At 49.6% G+C, this 20,594-nt stretch carries 27 protein-coding genes; 22 read left to right on the top strand and 5 right to left on the bottom strand.

The genetic code is table 11. From position 1 onward, the window contains the following. Positions 1-133: 133 nt before the first annotated feature. From MUB23_RS04210 to MUB23_RS04195, 4 genes are all read right to left on the bottom strand, one after another. On the bottom strand, positions 134-1,195 hold the full coding sequence (locus MUB23_RS04210) for a tyrosine-type recombinase/integrase (protein WP_244799100.1): 1,062 nt from the start codon (positions 1,193-1,195) through the stop codon (positions 134-136). Positions 1,196-1,379: 184 nt separating this feature from the next. Beyond that, the gene (locus tag MUB23_RS04205; RefSeq protein ID WP_244799099.1) at positions 1,380-2,018 is read right to left on the bottom strand and encodes a hypothetical protein; all 639 of its coding nucleotides are present in this window, start codon (positions 2,016-2,018) and stop codon (positions 1,380-1,382) included. Between the two features lie 155 nt (positions 2,019-2,173). Next, the gene (locus MUB23_RS04200; RefSeq protein WP_244799098.1) at positions 2,174-2,644 is read right to left on the bottom strand and encodes an ImmA/IrrE family metallo-endopeptidase; all 471 of its coding nucleotides are present in this window, start codon (positions 2,642-2,644) and stop codon (positions 2,174-2,176) included. A gap of 26 nt (positions 2,645-2,670) precedes the next feature. Continuing rightward, positions 2,671-3,153, bottom strand: a complete 483-nt coding sequence (locus MUB23_RS04195; protein WP_244799097.1) for a helix-turn-helix domain-containing protein — start codon at positions 3,151-3,153, stop codon at positions 2,671-2,673. A 172-nt stretch (positions 3,154-3,325) separates the two neighbouring features. Here MUB23_RS04195 and MUB23_RS04190 point away from each other — a divergent pair, with 172 nt between their 5' ends. The 18 genes from MUB23_RS04190 (at position 3,326) to MUB23_RS04110 (ending at position 14,956) form a co-directional block, all read left to right on the top strand. Then, positions 3,326-3,586, top strand: coding sequence for a DUF739 family protein (locus tag MUB23_RS04190; protein ID WP_244799096.1), 261 nt, complete (start codon positions 3,326-3,328; stop codon positions 3,584-3,586). A gap of 218 nt (positions 3,587-3,804) precedes the next feature. After that, positions 3,805-4,044 carry a hypothetical protein gene (locus tag MUB23_RS04185; protein WP_244799095.1) on the top strand — a complete coding sequence of 80 codons (240 nt, stop codon included), beginning with the start codon at positions 3,805-3,807 and terminating at the stop codon, positions 4,042-4,044. Then, on the top strand, positions 4,025-4,192 hold the full coding sequence (locus MUB23_RS04180; protein WP_244799094.1) for a hypothetical protein: 168 nt from the start codon (positions 4,025-4,027) through the stop codon (positions 4,190-4,192). The genes MUB23_RS04185 and MUB23_RS04180 overlap by 20 nt, the downstream gene beginning before the upstream one ends. Positions 4,193-4,196: 4 nt before the next feature. After that, on the top strand, positions 4,197-4,361 hold the full coding sequence (locus tag MUB23_RS04175; RefSeq protein ID WP_244799093.1) for a hypothetical protein: 165 nt from the start codon (positions 4,197-4,199) through the stop codon (positions 4,359-4,361). Between the two features lie 78 nt (positions 4,362-4,439). After that, positions 4,440-4,634, top strand: a complete 195-nt coding sequence (locus MUB23_RS04170; RefSeq protein WP_244799092.1) for a PC4/YdbC family ssDNA-binding protein — start codon at positions 4,440-4,442, stop codon at positions 4,632-4,634. Position 4,635: 1 nt separating this feature from the next. Then, positions 4,636-4,995 carry a hypothetical protein gene (locus MUB23_RS04165; RefSeq protein ID WP_244799091.1) on the top strand — a complete coding sequence of 120 codons (360 nt, stop codon included), beginning with the start codon at positions 4,636-4,638 and terminating at the stop codon, positions 4,993-4,995. Next, the gene (locus tag MUB23_RS04160; protein ID WP_244799090.1) at positions 4,995-6,158 is read left to right on the top strand and encodes a DUF2800 domain-containing protein; all 1,164 of its coding nucleotides are present in this window, start codon (positions 4,995-4,997) and stop codon (positions 6,156-6,158) included. Before MUB23_RS04165 ends, MUB23_RS04160 begins: the two co-directional genes overlap by 1 nt. Before the next feature lies 1 nt (position 6,159). Continuing rightward, on the top strand, positions 6,160-6,708 hold the full coding sequence (locus MUB23_RS04155) for a DUF2815 family protein (RefSeq protein WP_244799089.1): 549 nt from the start codon (positions 6,160-6,162) through the stop codon (positions 6,706-6,708). An 11-nt stretch (positions 6,709-6,719) separates the two neighbouring features. Then, a complete protein-coding gene (locus MUB23_RS04150) occupies positions 6,720-6,929 on the top strand; it encodes a hypothetical protein (RefSeq protein WP_244799088.1) in 210 nt (69 codons plus the stop codon). Next, positions 6,926-8,914: a DNA polymerase gene (locus MUB23_RS04145; protein ID WP_244799087.1), complete on the top strand. Its 1,989-nt coding sequence runs from the start codon at positions 6,926-6,928 to the stop codon at positions 8,912-8,914. The genes MUB23_RS04150 and MUB23_RS04145 overlap by 4 nt, the downstream gene beginning before the upstream one ends. A gap of 11 nt (positions 8,915-8,925) precedes the next feature. After that, positions 8,926-11,364: a virulence-associated E family protein gene (locus tag MUB23_RS04140; protein ID WP_244799086.1), complete on the top strand. Its 2,439-nt coding sequence runs from the start codon at positions 8,926-8,928 to the stop codon at positions 11,362-11,364. Between the two features lie 243 nt (positions 11,365-11,607). Beyond that, complete coding sequence (locus MUB23_RS04135) at positions 11,608-11,901, top strand: VRR-NUC domain-containing protein (RefSeq protein ID WP_244799085.1); 294 nt, start codon at positions 11,608-11,610, stop codon at positions 11,899-11,901. Continuing rightward, entirely contained in the window at positions 11,882-13,345 is a 1,464-nt protein-coding gene (locus MUB23_RS04130; protein WP_244799084.1) for an SNF2-related protein, read from the top strand. Before MUB23_RS04135 ends, MUB23_RS04130 begins: the two co-directional genes overlap by 20 nt. Further along, positions 13,320-13,532: a hypothetical protein gene (locus MUB23_RS04125; protein ID WP_244799083.1), complete on the top strand. Its 213-nt coding sequence runs from the start codon at positions 13,320-13,322 to the stop codon at positions 13,530-13,532. The genes MUB23_RS04130 and MUB23_RS04125 overlap by 26 nt, the downstream gene beginning before the upstream one ends. Beyond that, a complete protein-coding gene (locus MUB23_RS19650; RefSeq protein WP_280515657.1) occupies positions 13,529-13,660 on the top strand; it encodes a hypothetical protein in 132 nt (43 codons plus the stop codon). The genes MUB23_RS04125 and MUB23_RS19650 overlap by 4 nt, the downstream gene beginning before the upstream one ends. 19 nt (positions 13,661-13,679) lie before the next feature. Next, complete coding sequence (locus tag MUB23_RS04120; RefSeq protein WP_244799082.1) at positions 13,680-14,126, top strand: hypothetical protein; 447 nt, start codon at positions 13,680-13,682, stop codon at positions 14,124-14,126. A 21-nt stretch (positions 14,127-14,147) separates the two neighbouring features. Then, a complete protein-coding gene (locus tag MUB23_RS04115; RefSeq protein WP_244799081.1) occupies positions 14,148-14,555 on the top strand; it encodes a hypothetical protein in 408 nt (135 codons plus the stop codon). After that, positions 14,552-14,956, top strand: coding sequence for a sigma-70 family RNA polymerase sigma factor (locus MUB23_RS04110; protein WP_244799080.1), 405 nt, complete (start codon positions 14,552-14,554; stop codon positions 14,954-14,956). Before MUB23_RS04115 ends, MUB23_RS04110 begins: the two co-directional genes overlap by 4 nt. Positions 14,957-15,091: 135 nt before the next feature. Here MUB23_RS04110 and MUB23_RS04105 read toward each other — a convergent pair whose 3' ends face one another. Further along, entirely contained in the window at positions 15,092-15,265 is a 174-nt protein-coding gene (locus MUB23_RS04105; RefSeq protein WP_244799079.1) for a hypothetical protein, read from the bottom strand. 436 nt (positions 15,266-15,701) lie between these two features. Here MUB23_RS04105 and MUB23_RS04100 point away from each other — a divergent pair, with 436 nt between their 5' ends. From MUB23_RS04100 to MUB23_RS04085, 4 genes are read left to right on the top strand one after another with little or no spacing between them, the layout of a single operon-like run. After that, entirely contained in the window at positions 15,702-16,226 is a 525-nt protein-coding gene (locus MUB23_RS04100) for a terminase small subunit (protein WP_244799078.1), read from the top strand. Beyond that, positions 16,198-17,460: a hypothetical protein gene (locus MUB23_RS04095; RefSeq protein WP_244799077.1), complete on the top strand. Its 1,263-nt coding sequence runs from the start codon at positions 16,198-16,200 to the stop codon at positions 17,458-17,460. Before MUB23_RS04100 ends, MUB23_RS04095 begins: the two co-directional genes overlap by 29 nt. 12 nt (positions 17,461-17,472) lie before the next feature. Next, positions 17,473-18,894 carry a phage portal protein gene (locus MUB23_RS04090; protein ID WP_244799076.1) on the top strand — a complete coding sequence of 474 codons (1,422 nt, stop codon included), beginning with the start codon at positions 17,473-17,475 and terminating at the stop codon, positions 18,892-18,894. Next, positions 18,878-20,593 (top strand): minor capsid protein, encoded by a 1,716-nt coding sequence (locus tag MUB23_RS04085; RefSeq protein WP_244799075.1) that lies wholly within the window; start codon positions 18,878-18,880, stop codon positions 20,591-20,593. The genes MUB23_RS04090 and MUB23_RS04085 overlap by 17 nt, the downstream gene beginning before the upstream one ends. Position 20,594 lies beyond the last annotated feature (1 nt).

Raw genomic sequence — 20,594 nt, 5'->3', positions numbered from 1 at the left:
CCTCTTTTTCAGCGCAGAAAAAGAGGGAGAAGTCAGAGAGGAAAAATTGTTAAAGAACCGCTAAGGAGATCAAGGCAATAAAATAGGCAAAACCACGTGAAATAGTGTATTTTGCCTGTCAGATAATTTGAAATCATATATTATTAAGTAACGTACTAGTGACAATCTTTTGGATCTCTGCCTTTAATTGTGTCAAAGTTCTGTGACCGTATTTTCGATTCGTGACATCGGTTCCAAGGGAGTGACCAAGCATAAGCTTTTTGGATAGCTCGTCCACGCCGTACTTGTCGCATAGCCATGAAAAGGTGTGGCGGCAGTCGTGCGGAGTATGGCGCTGTATTTTGAGCGATTCCAGCTTTTGATACATCATACCCCTAAAGTTCTCCGGGGTCACATTTAAAATCGCGCCTTGAGCCTCGTAGAGCCGTACAACGATAGGATAGATAGAATCATGGATAGGGACAATTCGGTTCTTGCCAGCGGCAGTCTTCACTCCTCCGCGGAAATAGCGATCTTCAAAATTGATTTCCAGATTTTTGTAGGCTGATATCCGGAAACCGCTGTACACCATGACCAGCATGATGTCTACTATCGAGTCTCCTTCATTTTTCCAGAGAATTAAAAGTTCGGATTCCGTAAAGGGAACTCCATTTTCGTCGTCCTCCGGGATATTGATTGACACATACTCAGAGTAGTCTTTTTCACAGATATCATACTTCATTGCGTACTTATACATCTGGCGGTATAGATTCTTTATCTGCTCTAGAGAAGAGTGCTTTAATGGGCAATCGTCTATGACACCCTGCATATGGTTCACGCGGATGCCAAAGAAAGCCATCCTATGGAGAACGGAACTGTTTTTAAATGCTGCATCATATGCTCGATATGTTGCGGATGATAGCTTGCGTTTACCTTTTTTCTTTTCAGCAACCATCTTCTGATAGACTTCGGCAAAAGTGATCCGCCGGGCGTCTACATCATAAGGGTTTTTGTTATATTCCAAAAGTGCTGCGTAGGCCTGATGCCAGTCCGGATAGACGCCGATTGCTTTTGGCGTAATGGGATTGCCGTTTGGATAATACTCTGTAACCGGCGGGCGGGCCATATATGGATTTCGGCGCTTGCCAGATAGTTTTACGACGCTGCCGAAGCCATTGGGAAGCCGCATCGGGCGGCTTGTACGTTTCGTTGCCATAAATGATCATCCTCCTATAATCCGCGTGTTTTGGATGGCGCGGACTGCGAATTTTGGGCATAAAAATAACAGGGTACTTGACCCTGCCCGCCAGAGGATGGTATACTATACTCGTCAATGTATTTGTCCATCCTTTGGTGGGCTATTAAAACCGGTTCCTGCGCCAACAGGGGCCGGTTTTTAGTTATAGATCCACAGTATGACCAGAATTAAGGTTACTCTTTTTAAATTCGTCGACTATTTTACCCGCTTTAGCGTAGTTATTTGTGACATCGAATCCGATGTATTGAATCCCATTTTCACTAGCATAGGTAATTATAAAATATGTACTAACAGTTCTCGATTTCTTTTCTTTGGCGCGTCCGCCAATCATCGCGCCAAGCGGCCCGAAAAGAACAGCACCTCCAACGGCTCCCCCGACACTAGAAACATATTGTTTCTGAATTTCTGTTTCTGTTTGAAGACAAATATCCGTTATTTTATCTCGTTTAAGATTAAAGGTGGTTCCGCTGGCCTGTATCTCGATCTTTTGGGGATAGGAATTGAGAGTGCACTGTGTATTCTCGGCAATTGGTAGACCGTTTATATGTTTACCGTAAGCAGTCTGTACTGGTGAGTCTACCGACGTTGAGGCAGGATTATTAATTGGTTTCTCTTTTTTCTTTCCCGGTTTAATTATTTTATACACTAAAAAGAGGAATAGAAGAGCAAATATAGCACTGACAATTAGGTTTTGAGGTTGATGATCTTTTTGGTATGTGGAAAAGCCAAGATAAACCATAACGAGACTGATTATGCTTCCTACAATTTTAGCAACTTTCATAAATTTCTCCTCCTCAGGCGATTTATTGTTTCAACCCACACTTCTAGTGAAGGGAGCAACTATAATTCAGATATCTGCTAGTCTGTCTCTGTTGGTGCAGAGGCCATTTTTACCATGCTTACTCTGTTTGTTTTAGTATACTATAGTTATCGTAGCTAATCAATCATTTCTGCAATATCAAAATATGGTTCAAAAGACACCCAAAAATTATCAACTTGTATACCCTCACCATAACGGAGTTTGTAGGAGTAAAGGGCATCATGAAGAAAGGCTTCGGAAACTTCAAGCCTTTCAGCCATTTCATACAAATTCCGGTCGCCTGCCTTAAAGCATTGTATCAACCCACAAAGGCCGATTAGCCGATCGTATGCCAATGTCCGGGCCTTGTGTTCCTGCCAACGGTTATTTGTGTCGTTTTGATCAGTAATGTTTCCCACATTGACATCGTGATGGGCAATTTCTTCGGCCAAAACACATGCCTTTTCCCTATACGCCCAGAGACGACGGTGCAAACCTATGGTATTTCCATAGATCAGCCCGGCAGATTCTGAGTCAAAATCCAGATTTTCAATGACCTGGAGGCCTCTGTCTGTAGCGCCCTGTAACGTACATTCATATTTTGTCATAGACTTTTCCTCACCAGTAAAAACCTTTATTTTTTCTGTTCGTCAATCTTTTTCAGCATCTTCAGGTCCCGTTGGATTTTCTTTAGTTCTTCAGGGTCGTCGGCATTGTCGTTGTGCGCAGCCATGAGGATAGAGGGAGCTGGTGTCGAAATAGTATTTGAGTATTTGGGACTATCAATCAAGTCATTAGTATATTCTATTACTTTATCTTTACCATCGTCATTTAATTTCTTAAACGCTGTAAGCAAATCTCGCTCACGCTGGGTTTTTGATAAATCCTCAAATCTAACTCGTTCCATCGGAACATCATATCCCATGAGCCATGCCTCATCTACAGACAGAACATTTGCGATAAGGTGGAGATTTCTCTGCCTGGGCTTGTATTTTCCTGATAAATAGGAGCTCATCTGTCCTTTGTCAATTCCTGTTTTTTCAACTAATTCTGATTGTCTCATATTTCTTAATTCTAAAGCATATTTTATTCGATCCTTCGTTTCAGCCTTTTCCATATATCCCTCCTTAAAGGAATCTTTAAATATAGTATAAGGCATAGTTAAGAATAAATCAACTGTTATTTAAAAAAGTTGAGAAAAACTTAAAAAGGGGATTGACGACAACTGTGAGAAATGATAAGATATAGTCAGTTGAGAAAAACTAAACTATTTAGGAGGTGAAAATTAGATGGATAAAGCACCATTCGATTACAGAAAATTAAAAGGGCGGATACGGGAAAAATTTGGGACACAAGCCGCTTTCGCTAACGCCATAGGTCTTTCGGAGGTTTCTGTCAGCAATAAATTAAATAATGTTGTAGATTGGAGACAAGAAGAGATTGAAAACTCTACCGAGGCACTGGAAATACCATATAGTGAGGTGCATATATATTTTTTTAATCGAAAAGTTGAGAAAAACTCAACAACAAGGAATACCAACGAAACTTAAAAAAGCGGCCTACACAGAAGAGGACATGGGATAGGAATGAGGGGAGAGACGTGGAACACACAAATTGCTTTGATATTAAAGAGGGTGAAAAACTGTATCTGGACGGGATCGAACTTAAGAGAGTCCTTTCATACAATGTGCAGCACTCCGCCGGAGAACCAGCGGAGTTGACAATCACACTTGAAGTTAGGATAACATCAAATGGGAGGTGAGAACAGATGCCGTTATTAACGAGGATATCGCCAGAAGAAGCTGCGGAACTTCTCAACATCAGTGCCGAGGGGGTCCGGCAGAAAATGCAGGCTGGCATGCTACCGATTGGGACGTGCTGCCGATCTGGCGCCAAGAATTATGAATACCTGATCTATCTGGAGTGGGTAAAAAAATATGCCCAGTACGGCCCACATTGGCAGCGGCTGGGAGAAAGGATGATATTGGATGAAGCGATTGAAGTATGAGAGCATCAGCACATTACTGGCCCTAGTCTACATAATTGGTTGGATCGTGATCCTGCTGGTGTTAGCCAATAAGAGTACGCTGGCGATTCTGGGATTGGGGATGGTGTTCTTCGGTGTCAACACGGTGATGTTGATCAGAGGGAGGTGAGAGGGTGACGCTGATGTATGGGAAAGAACTGGAAGACATGACTTTGAAAGAGATTCATGAGCTGGAAAAAAGGACGGGAATCCATCTAATATTTGATGGCTGCCGACCAATAGCTATTCGGATTCCCTGCGATCTTCCAGGGATGGCTGCGTTGCTGGTATTAAAATAGGCCGTCATGCTGCAACATGGCGACCCGATAACCAAAAACCTATGCCCTTATTATAGGGCAGAAACGGAGGATTGTAAAGTGGATTTTAACGTGGAACAAGTGCTGAAGGAATTCCCGGCGAGGGGAATATGGCACTTAGCGTTGACTCGAACCAGTTGGAACGGGCGACCAGCAACGCTGGACCTGCGGAGATGGAACGAAGATTACACCCGGATGAGCAAGGGCCTGACCTTGACGCCGGAAGAGTACGAACAACTAAAAGGAGGATTTTAAAATGGGAATCATGATCGAGTTTAAAGATTTTGAGGAGATGAAGGCATTTGCGCGCGAGCTGCTGGGCGCGACGGATCAGAAGGAAGCTGCCGCACCGCGGCCGACGACGGTGGAACTTCAGCCTGAGCCAGTGCAGCAGCCGGCAGCGCCATCACCGGTGGCCGAGCCTCTCCCGAAGACGGTCGACCCTTCAGAGAAACAGTACACCGTTGAGGAAGTACGGGCGTTTCTCGCTGGAAAAACCAAAGCAGGGAAGAGGGCGGAGGTTCAGGCGATCCTGAAAGAGATGGGCGGCGGAAAGCTGTCCAGTGTAGATCCGGCCCGCTACGGCGAGCTGATGGAGAAAGCGGAGGCACTGTGATGGGAGATCATGCACTGCTGGGCCCGAGTGGCGCAAAACGGTGGATGTCCTGTCCGCCGTCCGCCCGGCTGGAACTGGAATTCCCGGACCCTGGTAGCAAGTACGCTGCCGAGGGAACTCTGGCTCATAAGATGGCGGAGTTGATCCTGCGCTACAATAACAACGAGATATCAAAAAAGGCCTTTACTGGCCGGATGAATAAGATCCGGGAAGAAGAGTTATATACCAGGGAAATGGAGGAGGAAATATCCGATTACGCCGGCCAGGTGTGGGAGCTGTGGAATAGCGTCCGAAAAAAGTGTCCGGATGCGCAGATCCTCTTTGAGCAGCGCCTGGATTACTCGGAATATGCCCCCGATGGCTTCGGAACTTGCGATGTGGTGATGATCGCAGACGACACCATCCACGTCGTGGACTTGAAGTTTGGCCGGGGCGTAGGAGTCACGGCGGAGGAGAACCCCCAGCTGCGGCTGTACGGTCTGGGGGCATACCTGGAACACTCCCTATTGTATGACATTCGGAACATTGCCATGCACATCATCCAGCCTCGCTTGGAAAGCCGCACCTCCCAAGAGATAACGGCGGAGGAACTGCTGGCCTGGGCGGAGAACACGGTGAGACCTGCAGCAGCCACGGCCTATGCCGGGGAGGGAAATTTCCAGCCTGGCGATCATTGCCGGTTCTGCCGGGCACGAGCAACCTGCAGAGCCCGGGCGGAAGAAAACCTGGCCATGACTAAGTACGAGTTTGAAGATCCGGCGCTGCTGTCTGATGAAGAGATCGGGAAAGTTCTGGCGCAGGCTGACCGGCTGGCCGCCTGGGTGAAGGATCTGTCGGAGTATGCTTATCATGAGGCTCTGGCCGGCAGGAAGTTTGACGGATGGAAGCTGGTGGAAGGCCGCAGTAACCGCAAATATGCGAACGAGCTGCAGGTGGCCCAGGCCCTGAACAAGGCAGGCTATCAGGACACCCTTATCTATGAGAAGAAGCTGCTGGGAATTACGGCTATGGAGCAAATGGTAGGAAAGAAGAAGTTCGGGGAGCTGCTGAGTGACTTGGTGGTGAAACCGGAAGGGAAGCCGGTCCTGGTCCCCGAATCGGACAAACGACCGGAACTGAATACTGCGGCGCAGGCTGCCGCTGATTTTGAGGAGGAAAAATAACATGAGCACGAAACTGGTTACCAAAAATGTACGTCTGTCTTACGCCAACATCTTTAAGCCCAAGGCCATGAGCGCGGGACAGCCGGAGAAATACTCCGTCTGCTTGCTGATCCCGAAAAAGGACAAGACACAGGTAAAGAAGATCCAGGCAGCAATCGAAGAAGAAAAGAAAGAGTGGGCGGAACGCTTCGGCAAAGGGAAGATCCCGACCGGACTGAAAAGCCCACTGCGGGATGGAGACGAAGAAAAAGACGTGGAAGAGCATCCGGAATACGCAGGGATGTACTTCATGAATGCCAGCAGCGAAAGCAAACCGATCCTCTTTGACCAGGAGGGAGATGAGATCCTGGATCAGTCAGAGATATATTCCGGCTGCTGGGCCAGGGCAAGCGTCAACCTGTTCTCCTATGACACAAACGGAAACCGTGGGATCGGCGCTGGCCTGAATGCGATCAAAAAGGTTCGGGATGATGAACCCTTTGGTGCTGTCGTGACGGCAGAATCCGCTCTTCGGGACTTTGAAGAGGAAGATGATGACATGCTGGATTGAGGAGACATTGAATGAAAGTAAAGGATATTGTTCCACTGCTGACGGAATCATCGGGAATTCAAATCTGGGATAAGCATAATGATTATATTCTACGATGCCAAAAGAAGGAGTTTGACTATTCCGGATCAATCGCAGATCGTCGTGTGCTTTCCCTGCACCCGGTGGGCTGCCGGACCGAGGATGACTTTTTATGTCTTGTGATTCAAGTGGAGAAAGTATGAAAACTCTCGCAATCGATATTGAAACCTACAGCGGGAAGGATATCAGGGAATCCGGGGTTTACGCTTACGCGGATTCCCCGGATTTTGAAATCCTGCTGATCGGGTACCAGCTGGCTGACGGTCCGGTCCGGGTCCTGGATTTGACGGAATGGATCCTGGCAGATGACGGCCCCAGCCGGTGGGAAGAATTGATCGAGCTGGACCCTGACTTCACAGCGGCTCTGCTCTCCCGGGGCGTTATCAAGACAGCTTACAATGCAAACTTTGAGCGGACCTGTCTTGCCAAGTATTTCGGCGTACCCATGCCTCCGGAGGAGTGGCGGTGTACGATGGTCCTGGCGGCTACCCTGGGACTGCCGGGGAATCTGGCGGGGGTAGGTGCGGCCCTGGATCTGGGAGAAGATGAGACAAAGGCTTCCATTGGCAAGCGGCTGATTGACTATTTCTGTAAACCCTGCAAGCCGACCAAGACCAACGGCGGACGGACCCGGAATTATCCCTCCCATGACCCGGATAAGTGGAAGCTGTTTATCGAGTACAACCGCCAGGATGTGGTGGCAGAAACCGCCATCCGGGAGAAGCTGTCCAGTTATCCGGTACCGCAGACAGAGCAGGAGCTTTGGTCCATGGACCAGCATATCAATGACCGAGGGATTCTCCTGGATATGGACTTTGCAGACAAGATCATCTGTTATGACGGGGAATATCAGACCCGGCTGAAAGCGGAAGCCCGGGAGATCACCGGACTGGCCAATCCCAACAGCCCTGCCCAGCTGCGCCCCTGGCTGGCGGACCATGGCTGCGAGATACCGAACCTGCGAAAGGAGACGGTGGCGACGGCTCTGAGTGCAGAGAACCTGAACCCGGAAGTACGAAGGATGCTTGAGATCCGGCAGCTGTCAGCAAAGACCAGCGTCAAGAAGTATCAGGCGATGGAGCAGGCTGTCTGCGGGGATGGACGTCTGAGAGGCATCCTTCAATTTTATGGGGCCAACCGGACCGGACGCTGGGCGGGAAGAATCGTGCAGGTTCATAACCTTCCACAGAACAAGCTGCCGGATATTGACCTCGCACGGGATTTTGCGGCTGCGGGGGACTTCGATACCCTGGAGATGCTGTTCCCGGGGATCCCCTTTGTCTTCTCTCAGCTGATCCGCACGGCATTCGTGGCGCCGTCGGGGTGCCAGTTTATCGTTTCCGATTTTTCAGCCATCGAGGCCCGGGTGATTGCCTGGCTGGCCGGCGAGGAGTGGCGGCTGGAGGTGTTCCGGACCCACGGGAAGATCTACGAGGCGTCCGCCTCCCAGATGTTCCATGTCCCGATCGATCAGATTAAAAAAGGCTCCAAGCTTCGGCAGCAGGGGAAGATCGCGGAGCTGGCTCTGGGATACCAAGGGCATGTCGGAGCGATCAAGTCCATGGACAAGGATGGCAGCATCCCGGAGGAGGAGATTCCGATGCTGGTGGAAAACTGGCGCCGTGCCAATCCCCATATTGTGAAGTTTTGGAAGAACGCGGAAGCCGCGGCCAAGACCTCGATCCGGGAAAGGCGAAGGGTGCGCCTGAAGCATGGCCTGGAATACTCCTATCGAGACGGAATCCTGTTTATGCAACTACCATCTGGACGGAAGATCGCTTATTATAATGCCCGGATCGAAGATACCGGCAAGGAATCCATCACCTATTCGGGCGTGGACCAGAAGAGCAAGAAGTGGGGACGATTGGAGACCTACGGCGGGAAGCTGGTGGAGAACATTGTTCAGGCCACGGCACGGGACTGTCTGGCAGTCGCCATGCTTCGGGTTACGGAGGCCGGCTACCGGATTGTGATGCACGTCCACGATGAGATTATCTGTGAGGTACCCCTGTCCGACCAGACGGCAGAGAGACGTATTACCGAAATCATGGGGCAGTCCATCCCCTGGGCGCCGGACCTTCCGCTGAAGGGGGATACCTACTGTACACCGTATTACAAGAAAGATTAGGAGGCGGGAAGATGATAGAAAGCCTGGCTAATTACCGGATACCGCTGAAATACGACGGGAAAATGCCGATCTCCACCGGGAAAAGCCGGATGGAAAAAACTTGGAAAAACAGGTCCGTGTCCTGGTCTTGGTTGCTTCGGAAGTTGTCCGAGCCGACCCGTACTCCGGAAACCCATGCGGAATATTTGAAGATGTCAAAGTCGGATCAAGATCATATCAAGGACGTGGGCGGTTTTGTTGGCGGGAGCCTGCGGGGAGGCCGCCGGAAGAGTGATACGGTAGAGGCGCGCCAGCTGGTAACCCTGGACGCAGACTTTGCGGAGCCGGGTCTGCTGGAGGATCTGGAGATGTTTTTAGGCTGTGGCTATGCCGTCTACTCCACCCACAAGCACAGCCCGGAAAAGCCCCGGTTTCGCGTTCTTATTCCGCTTGATCGGCCGGTGACGCCGGAGGAATATGAGGCCATCAGCCGGAAGCTGGCGGACGATATCGGAATGGACTATTTCGACGACACCACCTACCAGCCCAGCCGGCTGATGTACTGGGCCAGTGTGTCGGCAGACGGTGAATATATTTTCCGGTACTATGACGATCCCTGGACCTGTGCCGACGCGGTGCTGGACCGGTATCCGGATTGGAGAGATACGTCCTACTGGCCGGAGAGCAGCCGGGCAGGGGAACGCCGGAGGAAGCTTGCGGATAAGCAGGGGGATCCCCTGACTAAGAGCGGCCTGATCGGGGCCTTCTGCCGGACGTACAGCGTCGAAGATGCCATAAAGGAATTTCTGTCCGACATCTACATTCCCTGCTCCATGCCGGGCCGCTACACCTACGCGGAAGGATCCACGGCGGCGGGTCTTGTAATCTACGATGACCGCTTTGCCTACAGCAACCATGCCACCGATCCGGCCGGCGGGAAGCTCTGCAATGCCTTTGATCTGGTCCGAATTCACAAGTTTGGCGCCCAGGATGAGAACGTAACGCCGGACACAGAAAACGTAAAACTGCCAAGTTACAAAGCCATGATTGAGTTTGTCCAGGATGATCCTGGCACCAAGCACACCCTGCTGGAGGAGCGGAAGCAGGAATCCATAAAGGATTTTGGGGAAGATCCGGCGGCCTGGGTGGATCAGCTGGAAGTCGGAAAAGGTGGGACTATCGCAAACTCCCTGAAGAACGTCCGCCTCATCATGCAGAATGATCCCTGCCTGAAAACCATCGTGTTCAATCAGATGGCGGATAATCTGGAAATCCGCGGGGAAGGCCTCCCCTGGGCGAAGGAAGGACGGTTTTGGCGGGACGCAGACGATGCCCAGCTGGAAAACTATCTGGATGCAAGCTATGCAGAATTTACCAAGACCCGGATCCTGTCCGCCGTGACGAAAGTGGCCGATGACCGGGCCTACCATCCGGTAAGGGAATATTTGGACAGTCTGCCCGCCTGGGATGGTATATGCCGGGTCGACACCCTGCTGATGGACTATCTGGGAGCCGAGGACAGCATTTACACAAAATCAGTCATGCGGAAGACACTGTGCGCCGCCATTGCCAGAGTGAAGCAGCCGGGATGTAAGTTTGACTATACGCTGACTCTGGTCGGGCCTCAGGGCATTGGGAAGAGCACCCTGGTGCATAAGTTGGCGGGGCCATGGTATTCTGATTCTCTCAATCTGGCGGATATTCGGGACAAAACTGCTGCCGAGAAGTTGCAAGGGATCTGGATCATGGAGATCGGAGAGCTGGCTGGAATGGGGGTGGCCGGGACAAACAGCCTGAAGGGGTTTATCAGCCGCCAAGATGACCAGTACCGGGCCAGCTACGGGCACCGGGTCGGGCACCATCCCCGGCAGTGCATTTTCATCGGAACGACGAATGAGGAGGAAGGATTCCTGCGGGATACCACAGGCGGACGCCGCTGGTGGCCCGTAGAGACGCCTAGGATAGGCGAAAAGAAGGTCTGGGACCTGACCACCGCAGAAGTGGATCAGATCTGGGCTGAGGCGCTTGTAAGGTATGAAGCCGGAGAGCCTCTAACCCTGGAAGGCGAGGCAGCCGAGGAGGCAGCCAGACGCCAGCAGGCAGCCATCGAGGAGGATCCCCGGATGGGCATGGTCCAGGAATATTTGGATACCCTGTTGCCAGAAGACTGGTACCGGTGGGATGTGGAAGCGAGGAGCGATTGGTTCCGCTATGGGGGAGGAGAGGGATCTCTGAAAAGGACACGGGTATGCTATCAGGAAATCTGGTGTGAGTGTTTTGGAAGCCCCCTTAAGGTCATGACGGCGAAGGACCGGAACGAGATTAAAAAGATTCTGGAGAAGCTGCCGGAGTGGAAACAAAACCCTAAAAAACAGGCGATAAGGGGGTATTCAACCGCCGTAAAAGTTTATGAAAGAAGGGCAGAAAGAAGGGCAGAAAAATACGATTTTAGGGCAGAAAAAAAATTTTAGGGGCAGAAAAAAACTTTTAGATTTTCTGCCATGTCTGCCGTAAGTTCTGCCGTTATTTTGGACAAGGGGCAGAAACAAAAAGCCAGTGAAATCAAGGGGTTCACGAATTTTTCTGCCCCTTCTGCCCTTATTACTATTATAAAGTTGTAATAATAAAAAATAAGGAATATACACCCGTAAAACACGCGTTACAAACGTATACGCGTACGCGAGAGCAGAGAGAGCAGAAAAGGAGGATTGGGCGTGCTGGAAAAAGATCTGGAAGAATGGCTGAATCAAAAGGTGAAATCGTTGGGGGGCATCTCGCGGAAATTTGTAAGTCCAGGGAATCCCGGGGTGCCGGATCGGATATATATTTTTCCTGGCGGGAAGGTCTACTTCGTGGAGCTAAAAACGGAGGTAGGGAGATTTTCTGGAATCCAGAAATGGCAGTTGAAAGAGTTGGAGCGCTTGGGTTGCCGGGTACGCCGGGTGAAGGGGATGGAACAGGCAAAGGCGCTGATCAAGGAGCTGAAGGATGAAATTCGTACCGCATGATTATCAGACACACGCCATAGAGAAGATCTTGGAACTGCCATCCTGCGGCTTGTTTTTGGAGATGGGCTTAGGCAAGACCGTGTGTACTCTTACCGCGATTCATGAACTGATCTATGACCGCTTTACAATCTTCCGGGTATTAGTCATCGCCCCGAAACGGGTAGCGGAGGATACCTGGACCACGGAAGCAGAAAAGTGGGATCACTTGCAGCACCTGAAAATCTCCCGTGTATTGGGCAGCGCGAAGGAGCGTCTGGAAGCACTCAGGGAGGACGCGGATGTCTATGTGATCAATCGGGAGAATGTGGTCTGGCTGGTGGAAAATCATAAGTGGAACTTTGATATGGTGGTGGTGGATGAGCTATCAAGCTTTAAAAATAACCAGGCGAAGCGCTTTAAGGCCCTGCGGAAGATGATACCATTGGCGGATCGGTTTGTGGGGCTCACCGGGACCCCGGCGCCGAACGGCATGATCGACCTGTGGCCGCAGCTGTACCTGATCGACCGCGGAGAGCGCCTGGGGAAAACGATCACCTGCTACCGGCAGCGGTATTTTTTCCCGGCCAAGGTCAACGGTCCAGTGGTGTACACCTGGGAGCTAAAGCCGGGATCCGCGGAGGCCATCACAAAGAAGATATCAGATGTCTGCATCTCCATGAAGGCCGAGGACTATCTTACGATGCCGGAGCTAACGGTCAACGATATCAAGGTGAAGCTGGCGCCGGCGGAGGAAGCCAGATATCGAGAGTTGGAACGACAGCGTATCTTGGAACTGGAAGGGGAGACGATCACAGCAGTGACGGCGGCCGCCGCTTGTAACAAGCTGCTGCAGATGGCGGATGGATGCGTCTATGATGCCGCCGGGGTGCCAGTGAAGATCCACGAGCGGAAGCTGGATGCCCTGGCGGATATCCTGGAGTTTTCCCAGGGGCAGCCGGTCCTGGTGTTCTACAATTACCGCTTTGAGCTGGACCAGCTGCGAGAACGGTTCGGGGCAACGCGGACAATCCAGGGGCAACAGGATATCCGGGATTGGAACACCGGGCGGATCCCGCTGCTGCTGGCGCAGCCAGCGAGCATGGGCCATGGACTGAACCTTCAGGCCGGTGGGCATATCATTGTTTGGTACGGGCTTACCTGGAGCTTGGAACTGTATCAGCAAGCAAACGCTAGGCTGTACCGGCAGGGGCAGCAGGAAGCGGTTGTTATTCACCGACTGATCGCCGCTGGGACCATGGACGAAGAGGTGGTACGAAGATTGGAAAGCAAAACGATGGGCCAGGAGAGCCTGTTGGAGGCTGTCAAGGCCAGAATACGGAGGTATAAGGATGCTGCACATAAAAACCCCAAACGGACGCATGGATATCAATCTGCCGGAGTTCATCCGCCGCAGTGGTCCAGCCGATTGCCGCAGGCTGATGAAATTGATCCGGCGGGGCGGTGACGAGGCGCTGATGGCGGCCCTACGGGAAGATCTGGCCGCAGAGGAGGATCAGGCTAATCGCGACGAGGACCGCATACAGGAAATCAGCCGGCTGATCACGAAACTCAGAGCCGAAAAGGCTGCCATTGCCAATCCCACGAAGAGAAGAAAAGTAATCAAAATTTTGAAAGAGGAGATGGAACGATGAAATGCACAGACTGCGATGACGAGGACCGCTGTGACTGGGACCAGAGTAATTGCCCCAGGCAGCGCGAGGAGAAACAGGAAGCCAAGTGGGAGGAATTCCTCCGCCGGCGATTTGAGAAGGTAAATTAAGTTTTGATGGAGGAACTTGATGAAAATTTTTGATTATGCGGATTTGGGACGTAAACGGTTATGGGATTATATCCCAAACGGGTCAACTCCAGAAGACGACGGAATTAAGCCTATCATAGAGACTGATAGAGAAGTCGACATTGGAGATACGCTAATTATAGGCGATACTGCATACAGCATTACTTCTCTGCACGGAAAAGGTGGTATGAATCATACGGCATACGTTGAAAAATTAAAGTCGCAGAAAGTTTTTATAGATGGCGAAGAGCCAGAAGACAAAGACTACACTGGACAGATTACTTGTCCATATTGTGGGTATGAAGATGGCGACAGCTGGGAAGCTGACGATGATGAAGACGAGTGTGTTTGCCCTTGCTGTGGCAGTGTGTTTTCTTATCAACGGAATGTTACGGTAGAATATTGCAGCCAGCCCGTGAGAAAGGCAGAGGCAGTTTATTTAAACTGAGCTATAGAGGAGCAAGAATATATGGGATGTAAAGCAAAAGAACTATTCCCCTTTCGGGGCGGCTTGGCCTCTGCATATGCAATCTCAAAGGCGTATGGTTTGCAGCACCGTACCCATTTGGTCCAGAAACGGTTAAGGATGGGAATGCCGGCAGAAGAGGCGGTCAGAGTACACAGGGATGGGCCGAGGAGCGAAATACAAGGCGGGATCATGCCCTGGGAGATTGAGGAACAGCGGGGCTGGATCCAGGTAGGCCAAAAAATCTGCATAACAGTGGAAGCCGCATCGATGGGAGACGAAAGCGTGGTGAGGCGGAAAGAGTACTGCCGGGTGGTAGGAAAATATCAATATTTGGTAGTAATGGAGCGGCCTTGTGGTCTGTGGGTATCACGTACATACATAGAACTAGTTCTGGGAGGCAACAGGTGACAATAGAAGAGGCAAATCAGATTTATTATATCAACCTAGAGATAAAAGCTTTACAGATGGAACTTGCAAGAATGGAGGAAGCCAGAACATATTATAAACCTATCATAATGAGCGATATGCCAAAGGGGGGAGAACATATTGATGTCACAGATGAATATCTGGCAAAAAAACAGCAGATTCAAGACATACTAAACTATGCACTTAGAAAATTGCAATATGAAAGAAAGCGCTTCGAGGAATTTCTTGAGTGTGTAGAAAATTCAGAAACGAGGCTGATTTTGCGGCTTAGATGCGTAAATAATATGAAGTGGGAGGAAATTGGGGAAGAAGTCGGGATGGACAGGAGGACGGCAAGCAGAAAGTTTTATTCATTTTTCAAAAGTTGCCCACGATGCCCATGAATGGTATGCTATACTAATATCATGAAAGCAGGCAACCAAGGATGGAAGCCTGCTTTTTCGTTCATCTCCTCCTTAAGCCGCCGGCCTTTTCCCCCTTCACCGGCGGCAGGAAAAAGAAAAGACGGCCGAAGCCGCCTAATCTTGAATAAATTTGGCTATGAACTTCTTTATTTCCGCAGTAGGAGTCGTTCCAATCTCGTCACATTTCTGGCGGAATGCCTCCAACATATCCGGTTTCAGATCGAGAGGGAAACGGACATACTTGGAACGCAGGTGTTTTTGCTGGGCTGAATATTTTTTCTCGTCCATTTAAATGCCTCCTTTGAATAATAATGATACTAAAGCAAGGAGAAAGGCAATTAAGCCGATACAGATTGCAGTGTGAATTAAGAGTTTTCCGGTTTCTTTTCTCATACTTGCGATGGAAGATCGAATATGGTATAATTTCCTTAGAGGAAGGGGCCGAAGCCCCAACCTCTAAGAGAGTAGCTTAATCAGTATGAGGAGCCAACCAATAACTGATATGAGCTTGATGAGGAGCTTTTCGAGCTGTTCTAACAGTTTGATTAGTTCCTTCATCTTTTGTATCGTTTCTTCCATCTTGTCACCTCCTTTCTATGGTTTAATTATAACATATACGTACGTATATGTCAAGCGCAAAAATAGGATATTTAGAAATATTATACTTTTGATACATGTTATGGCCCGGCAAAGTGTCAAGATTTTAAAAGGTGGTGAGCCTGAATTGACCAGAAAACAAAAAATATTTGCAGACGATTACTTGGTTGATCTGAACGCAACAAGGGCATATCTTACCGCATACCCCTCTGTAAAGAAAGAGGAAACTGCCGCGGCCGCGGCTGCCAGGCTGTTAAGGAATGTTAAGGTTGCAGCATATATTCAGCAACGTATGGAGGAGCGGCAGCAGCGCACTGAGGTAACACAAGATAGAGTTGTACAAGAGCTAGCGGCTATTGCCTTCGCCCGGGCGACGGACTATGCAGAAATCCAAAACAACGGTATTACTAGCCAAGTTATAATTAAGTCCACCGAATTTCTTTCGGATGCCCAGGTCAGCGCTATTGCCGGAATAAAAGAGGGGGCAAACGGTATCGAGATTAAGCTGAATGATAAAGAAAAAGCATTGGAAATGCTGGGACGCCACCTGGGTATGTGGAATGACAAGCTGGATTTGGCTATGCCGGTACTTGATGAGTCCATTAAGGCAATGGAGGAGTATTTTGAACAGCAGAAAAAAGCAGGCACTTGACCTCCTATATAGCGAACCGTATAGGATAGGCCATTGGGTCGGCTTCACCGATTTGACCGAGCTGCATAACGAGTGGCTGCGGTCTTTTTTATACACTGAAAAGGATCAGACGCTGTTGGCCCACCGCGGCTCCTATAAGACCACAGATCTCTCCTTGTTTCTGGCAATCCATCCGATCATCCGGCCGAACCAGAACATTATGTTCTTCCGTAAGACGGATGTGGACGTGGCAGAGGTGATCAAGCAAACTGAAAAGATCATGCAGTCTGGCTGCATACAGCAGCTTGTAAAGGATCTTTACGGGGTCAGACTGGAATTTGTCAAGCAGACGGATAGTGAATTCAGCACAAACCTCTGTACATCCGCCCGTGGTGCCTCCCAGGTGCTAGGACTTGGAATCGGTACCAGTATAACTGGCAAACATGCTGACATCGTCGTGACGGATGATATTGTTAACCTGAAGGACCGGATCAGCCGAGCTGAAAGGGAGCGTACCAAAATCCAGTATATGGAGCTCCAAAACATCCGAAACCGAGGCGGTCGGTTTATCAATACAGGAACACCGTGGCATAAGGAGGATGCAATTTCCATCATGCCGAATGTGAGCCGGTTTGACTGCTATTCCACGGGATTAATCACCCGGGATAAGCTAGAAGAGTTACGGCAGTCTATGAGCGACTCCCTTTTTGCAGCCAACTATGAGCTCAAACATATTGCTGATGCGGATGCTATGTTTCGGGATCCTAAATTTACGTCTGATGAGACACAGATATATAATGGGATTGCTCACATTGACGCTGCCTATGGCGGCGAGGATGGGACTGCCCTTACAGCGCTGCACAAGCTGCCGGATGGCCGAATCATTGGCTTTGGAAGACGCTGGAAACGCCACGTCGATGACTGCCTGACGGAGATCGCGGCATACCACGAACGTTTTCGCCTTGGGACAATCGAGTGTGAGGACAACGCAGACAAGGGTTATCTGCGGAAAGAGATCAAAAAGCTAGGTCTCCCAGTACATGGATATCACGAAAGCATGAACAAGTTTATGAAGATATCCACATATCTGCGGAAGAACTGGAAAGACATGATCTGGCTTGAGGAGACAGATCCAGAGTATATCAATGAAATCTTGGATTACAACGAATTTACAGAGCACGACGACAGCCCGGACAGTGCGTCGAGCCTTCTCCGAGTATTAAGCCGTGGAAAAGGCATGAAAGTTATGAAGTAGAGAGGTGAAAATGTGGATATTCAAGTGATTAAGGGCCTGATCCGGAAATACCAGGCAGGGCACTCCGCTTTTGTGGGACAGTCGCAAAAGGCTTGGAATTATTATATGAACAGGACGGATATTTTGATTGAGGAGCCTCCAAAAGACAGAGAAGAGAACCCGATGAGGAGCGCGGACAATCGGATCCCCTTTAATTTTCACGGCCTTCTAGTAAACCAGAAGGCTTCTTACATGTTTACCTCTCCACCTTTGTTTGATCTTGGGAACAAGGGCGCAAATAAGAAGCTGAGCTCTTTTTTGGGGGACAAATATCCCAAAGTGTGCAAAGACCTCTGTATTGATGCGTCCAACAGCGCAGTAGGGTGGCTGCATATTTGGAGAAGCGAGGACGGATGGAAATATGCGAATGTGCCAGCGGAGCAGATTATCCCAGTGTGGTCCAAAAACCTGGAAAATGAATTACTCGGGTGTTTGAGGCGATATCAGGATGTAGATGACGTTACCGGGGATGTTTATACGATCTACGAATACTGGAACGACACGGAGTGCGATGTCTACCGGCTAAAGGCGGGGGATGAGTTAGAGCAGCTGATTCCGTATCAGGTGTTTATAGATCCAGTGTTGTGCGAGCCGACAGGTAGGTATGAGCACGGCGTTGGTGAGGTTCCATTTTTTCCGTTTTTTAACAATAATATCAACACCAATGATCTGATCAGTATCAAGCCGCTGATTGACACTTATTGCAAAGTGTTCAGCGGCTTTTTGAATGATTTGGAGGACATCCAGGAAGTTATATTTGTCCTGACAAATTACGGAGGTGCTAATCTCCGAGAATTTCTGACAGATCTAAAGGAATACAAAGCGATCCAGATTGATAGTGAGGGCGGGGACGATAAGTCAGGTGTATCTACCCTCACTATCGAGATTCCGGTTGAGGCCCGTGAAAAACTCCTGAAGGCGACCAGACAGTGTATTTTCGAGCAAGGCCAGGGCATTGACCCAGATCCCCAGAATTTCGGCAATAGCTCCGGAGTGGCTCTTAACTTCCTTTACTCGCTTTTGGAACTTAAGGCCGGGCTTCAGGAGACAGAGTTTCGGCTGGGGTTTGGCCGCTTTATTCGCTGCGTTTGCCGGCTGCTGGGGCTTCCGATCAAAGATGATACTATCGTGCAGACTTGGACTCGAACCTCGGTTCGGAACGACCTAGAGCTGTCCCAGATTGCTCAACAAAGCAAAGGAATCATTTCCGATACGACAATCATTGCCCGCCACCCCTGGGTGGAGGACCCCGAAAAGGAGGAGGCCCTTCTTGCAGCGGAGAAGAAAGCGGCGGAGGAGGCATACCAAGATGCCTTTGGCACTCGCGTCAACGCAAATGATGGGGGTGACCGGGCCGAGGATGGAGATGGTGACCTGAATGACAACGAGAAGTAAGGACTACTGGAAAACGCGTTTTGAGGCTTTGGAGGATGAGCAATACCAAAGAAGTCAGGCCTATTTTTGCGATGTCCAAGAACAGTTTCGGCGGGCTCAGAATAGCATTCAGATGGATCTAGAGCGTTGGTACCGGCGCCTCGCCGAGAATAATGATATCAGCTACGCCAGCGCTAAACGATTTCTCAATATCTCAGAGTTGGAAGAGTTTAAGTGGTCCGTGGAGGAATATGTCAAGGTCGGTCAGAAAAACGCGCTAAATCAGCGTTGGATGAAGCAGCTAGAAAACGCCTCAGCCAGATATCACATATCCTATCTGAAAGCCATGAAGCTTCAGATGCAGCAACATGCGGAGCTTTTGTTTACCGAGTTTGAGGGCGGGATGACTGATTTCCTACAAAAGAGCTTTTCGGAGAACTATTACCGATCTGCTTATGAGATCGCACGTGGCACCGGCGTTGGCACCAATCTGGCAGCCTTGGATTTCCGGAAAATCGATGCACTTCTGAAACGTCCCTGGGCCCAAGATGGAAAGACGTTTTCGGACCGGATCTGGGCGAATAAGGATAAGCTCGTTCAAAGTTTGCATACTGAGCTGGCTCAGAATATCATCCGCGGCGAGCTGCCTCAGCGTGCGATTGATAACCTGGCAAGATGTATGCAGGTCAGCAGATCTCAGGCAGGCAATTTGATTATGACTGAGTCTGCAGCAATATCTTCCGTGGCGCAGGAACAATGCTTCCAAGAACTTGATATAGAAGCTTTTGAGGTGGTGGAAACGCTGGATTCACATACTTGCCCTATATGCCAGGACATGGATGGGAAACAGTTCCCACGGTGTGACTTTGCTGTTGGATTGACGGCACCGCCCTTCCATCCGCGATGCCGTGGAACGACATGTCCGTATTTTGATGACGAGTTTACCGTAAGCGAAACCCGCGCGGTTCGAGACAGTACCGGCGGCACCTATTATGTACCGGACATGACATATAGGGCGTGGAAGCAGCTATACGTTGAAGCGGAGCCATCCGGGGAGTCTATATCCGATAAAGTGGACAAGATGTTTGCTTATGCTGAGGCACGAACGATTGACCAGTTACCGGAACGATACCGAACAGATATCGAGGAAATCATTGCTTCTGCGCCAGAACCGGTTCGTAGTTTTACTTTGGCCCACATGGATGCCGTACGGTTTAAAAATATTCGTACGACGGGAAGAGGACGAACAAACACGGAAGGAATTTGGATGAATTTGAAGGCGGACTTCACAAATTCCAGAGGAAAATATACGACGGCATTCCATGAAATTGGCCATGCTTTAGACAGAGCCGCAGGACGAGTATCCAGCGCATCGCCATCTTTCGGGGATATGCTGAGATCCGATTTTGACGCACTTGTAAAAGCTTATCAAAAACAATATAATATAAACATAGCGGCAGCATATGCAGAAATAAGCCAAAAAATACAAGCGAATGAGTACCATGCTGTATCAGACTTATTTGGTGCAATGAGTAATAATCAATGTGTCGGTCGTTGGAAGCATGGAGAACCGGAGTACTGGAATTCACCGAATCGTCTGGAGAGGGAAGCTTTTGCGCATTTTTACAGTGCTACCATGAGGAGTTCGGAGGAAGTGGAGATTATCAAATCTGTATTTCCGACTGCGTATAAAGAGTTTTTGAAATTGTTTGGAGGATGAT

Origin of the sequence: Cuneatibacter sp. NSJ-177 (genome assembly GCF_022867805.1) — a bacterium.
In the GTDB taxonomy this organism is placed as follows: domain Bacteria; phylum Bacillota; class Clostridia; order Lachnospirales; family Lachnospiraceae; genus Pseudolachnospira.
The sequence above is the reverse complement of the archived record's forward strand: the minus strand, read 5'-3'. Positions and strand labels throughout refer to the sequence as shown.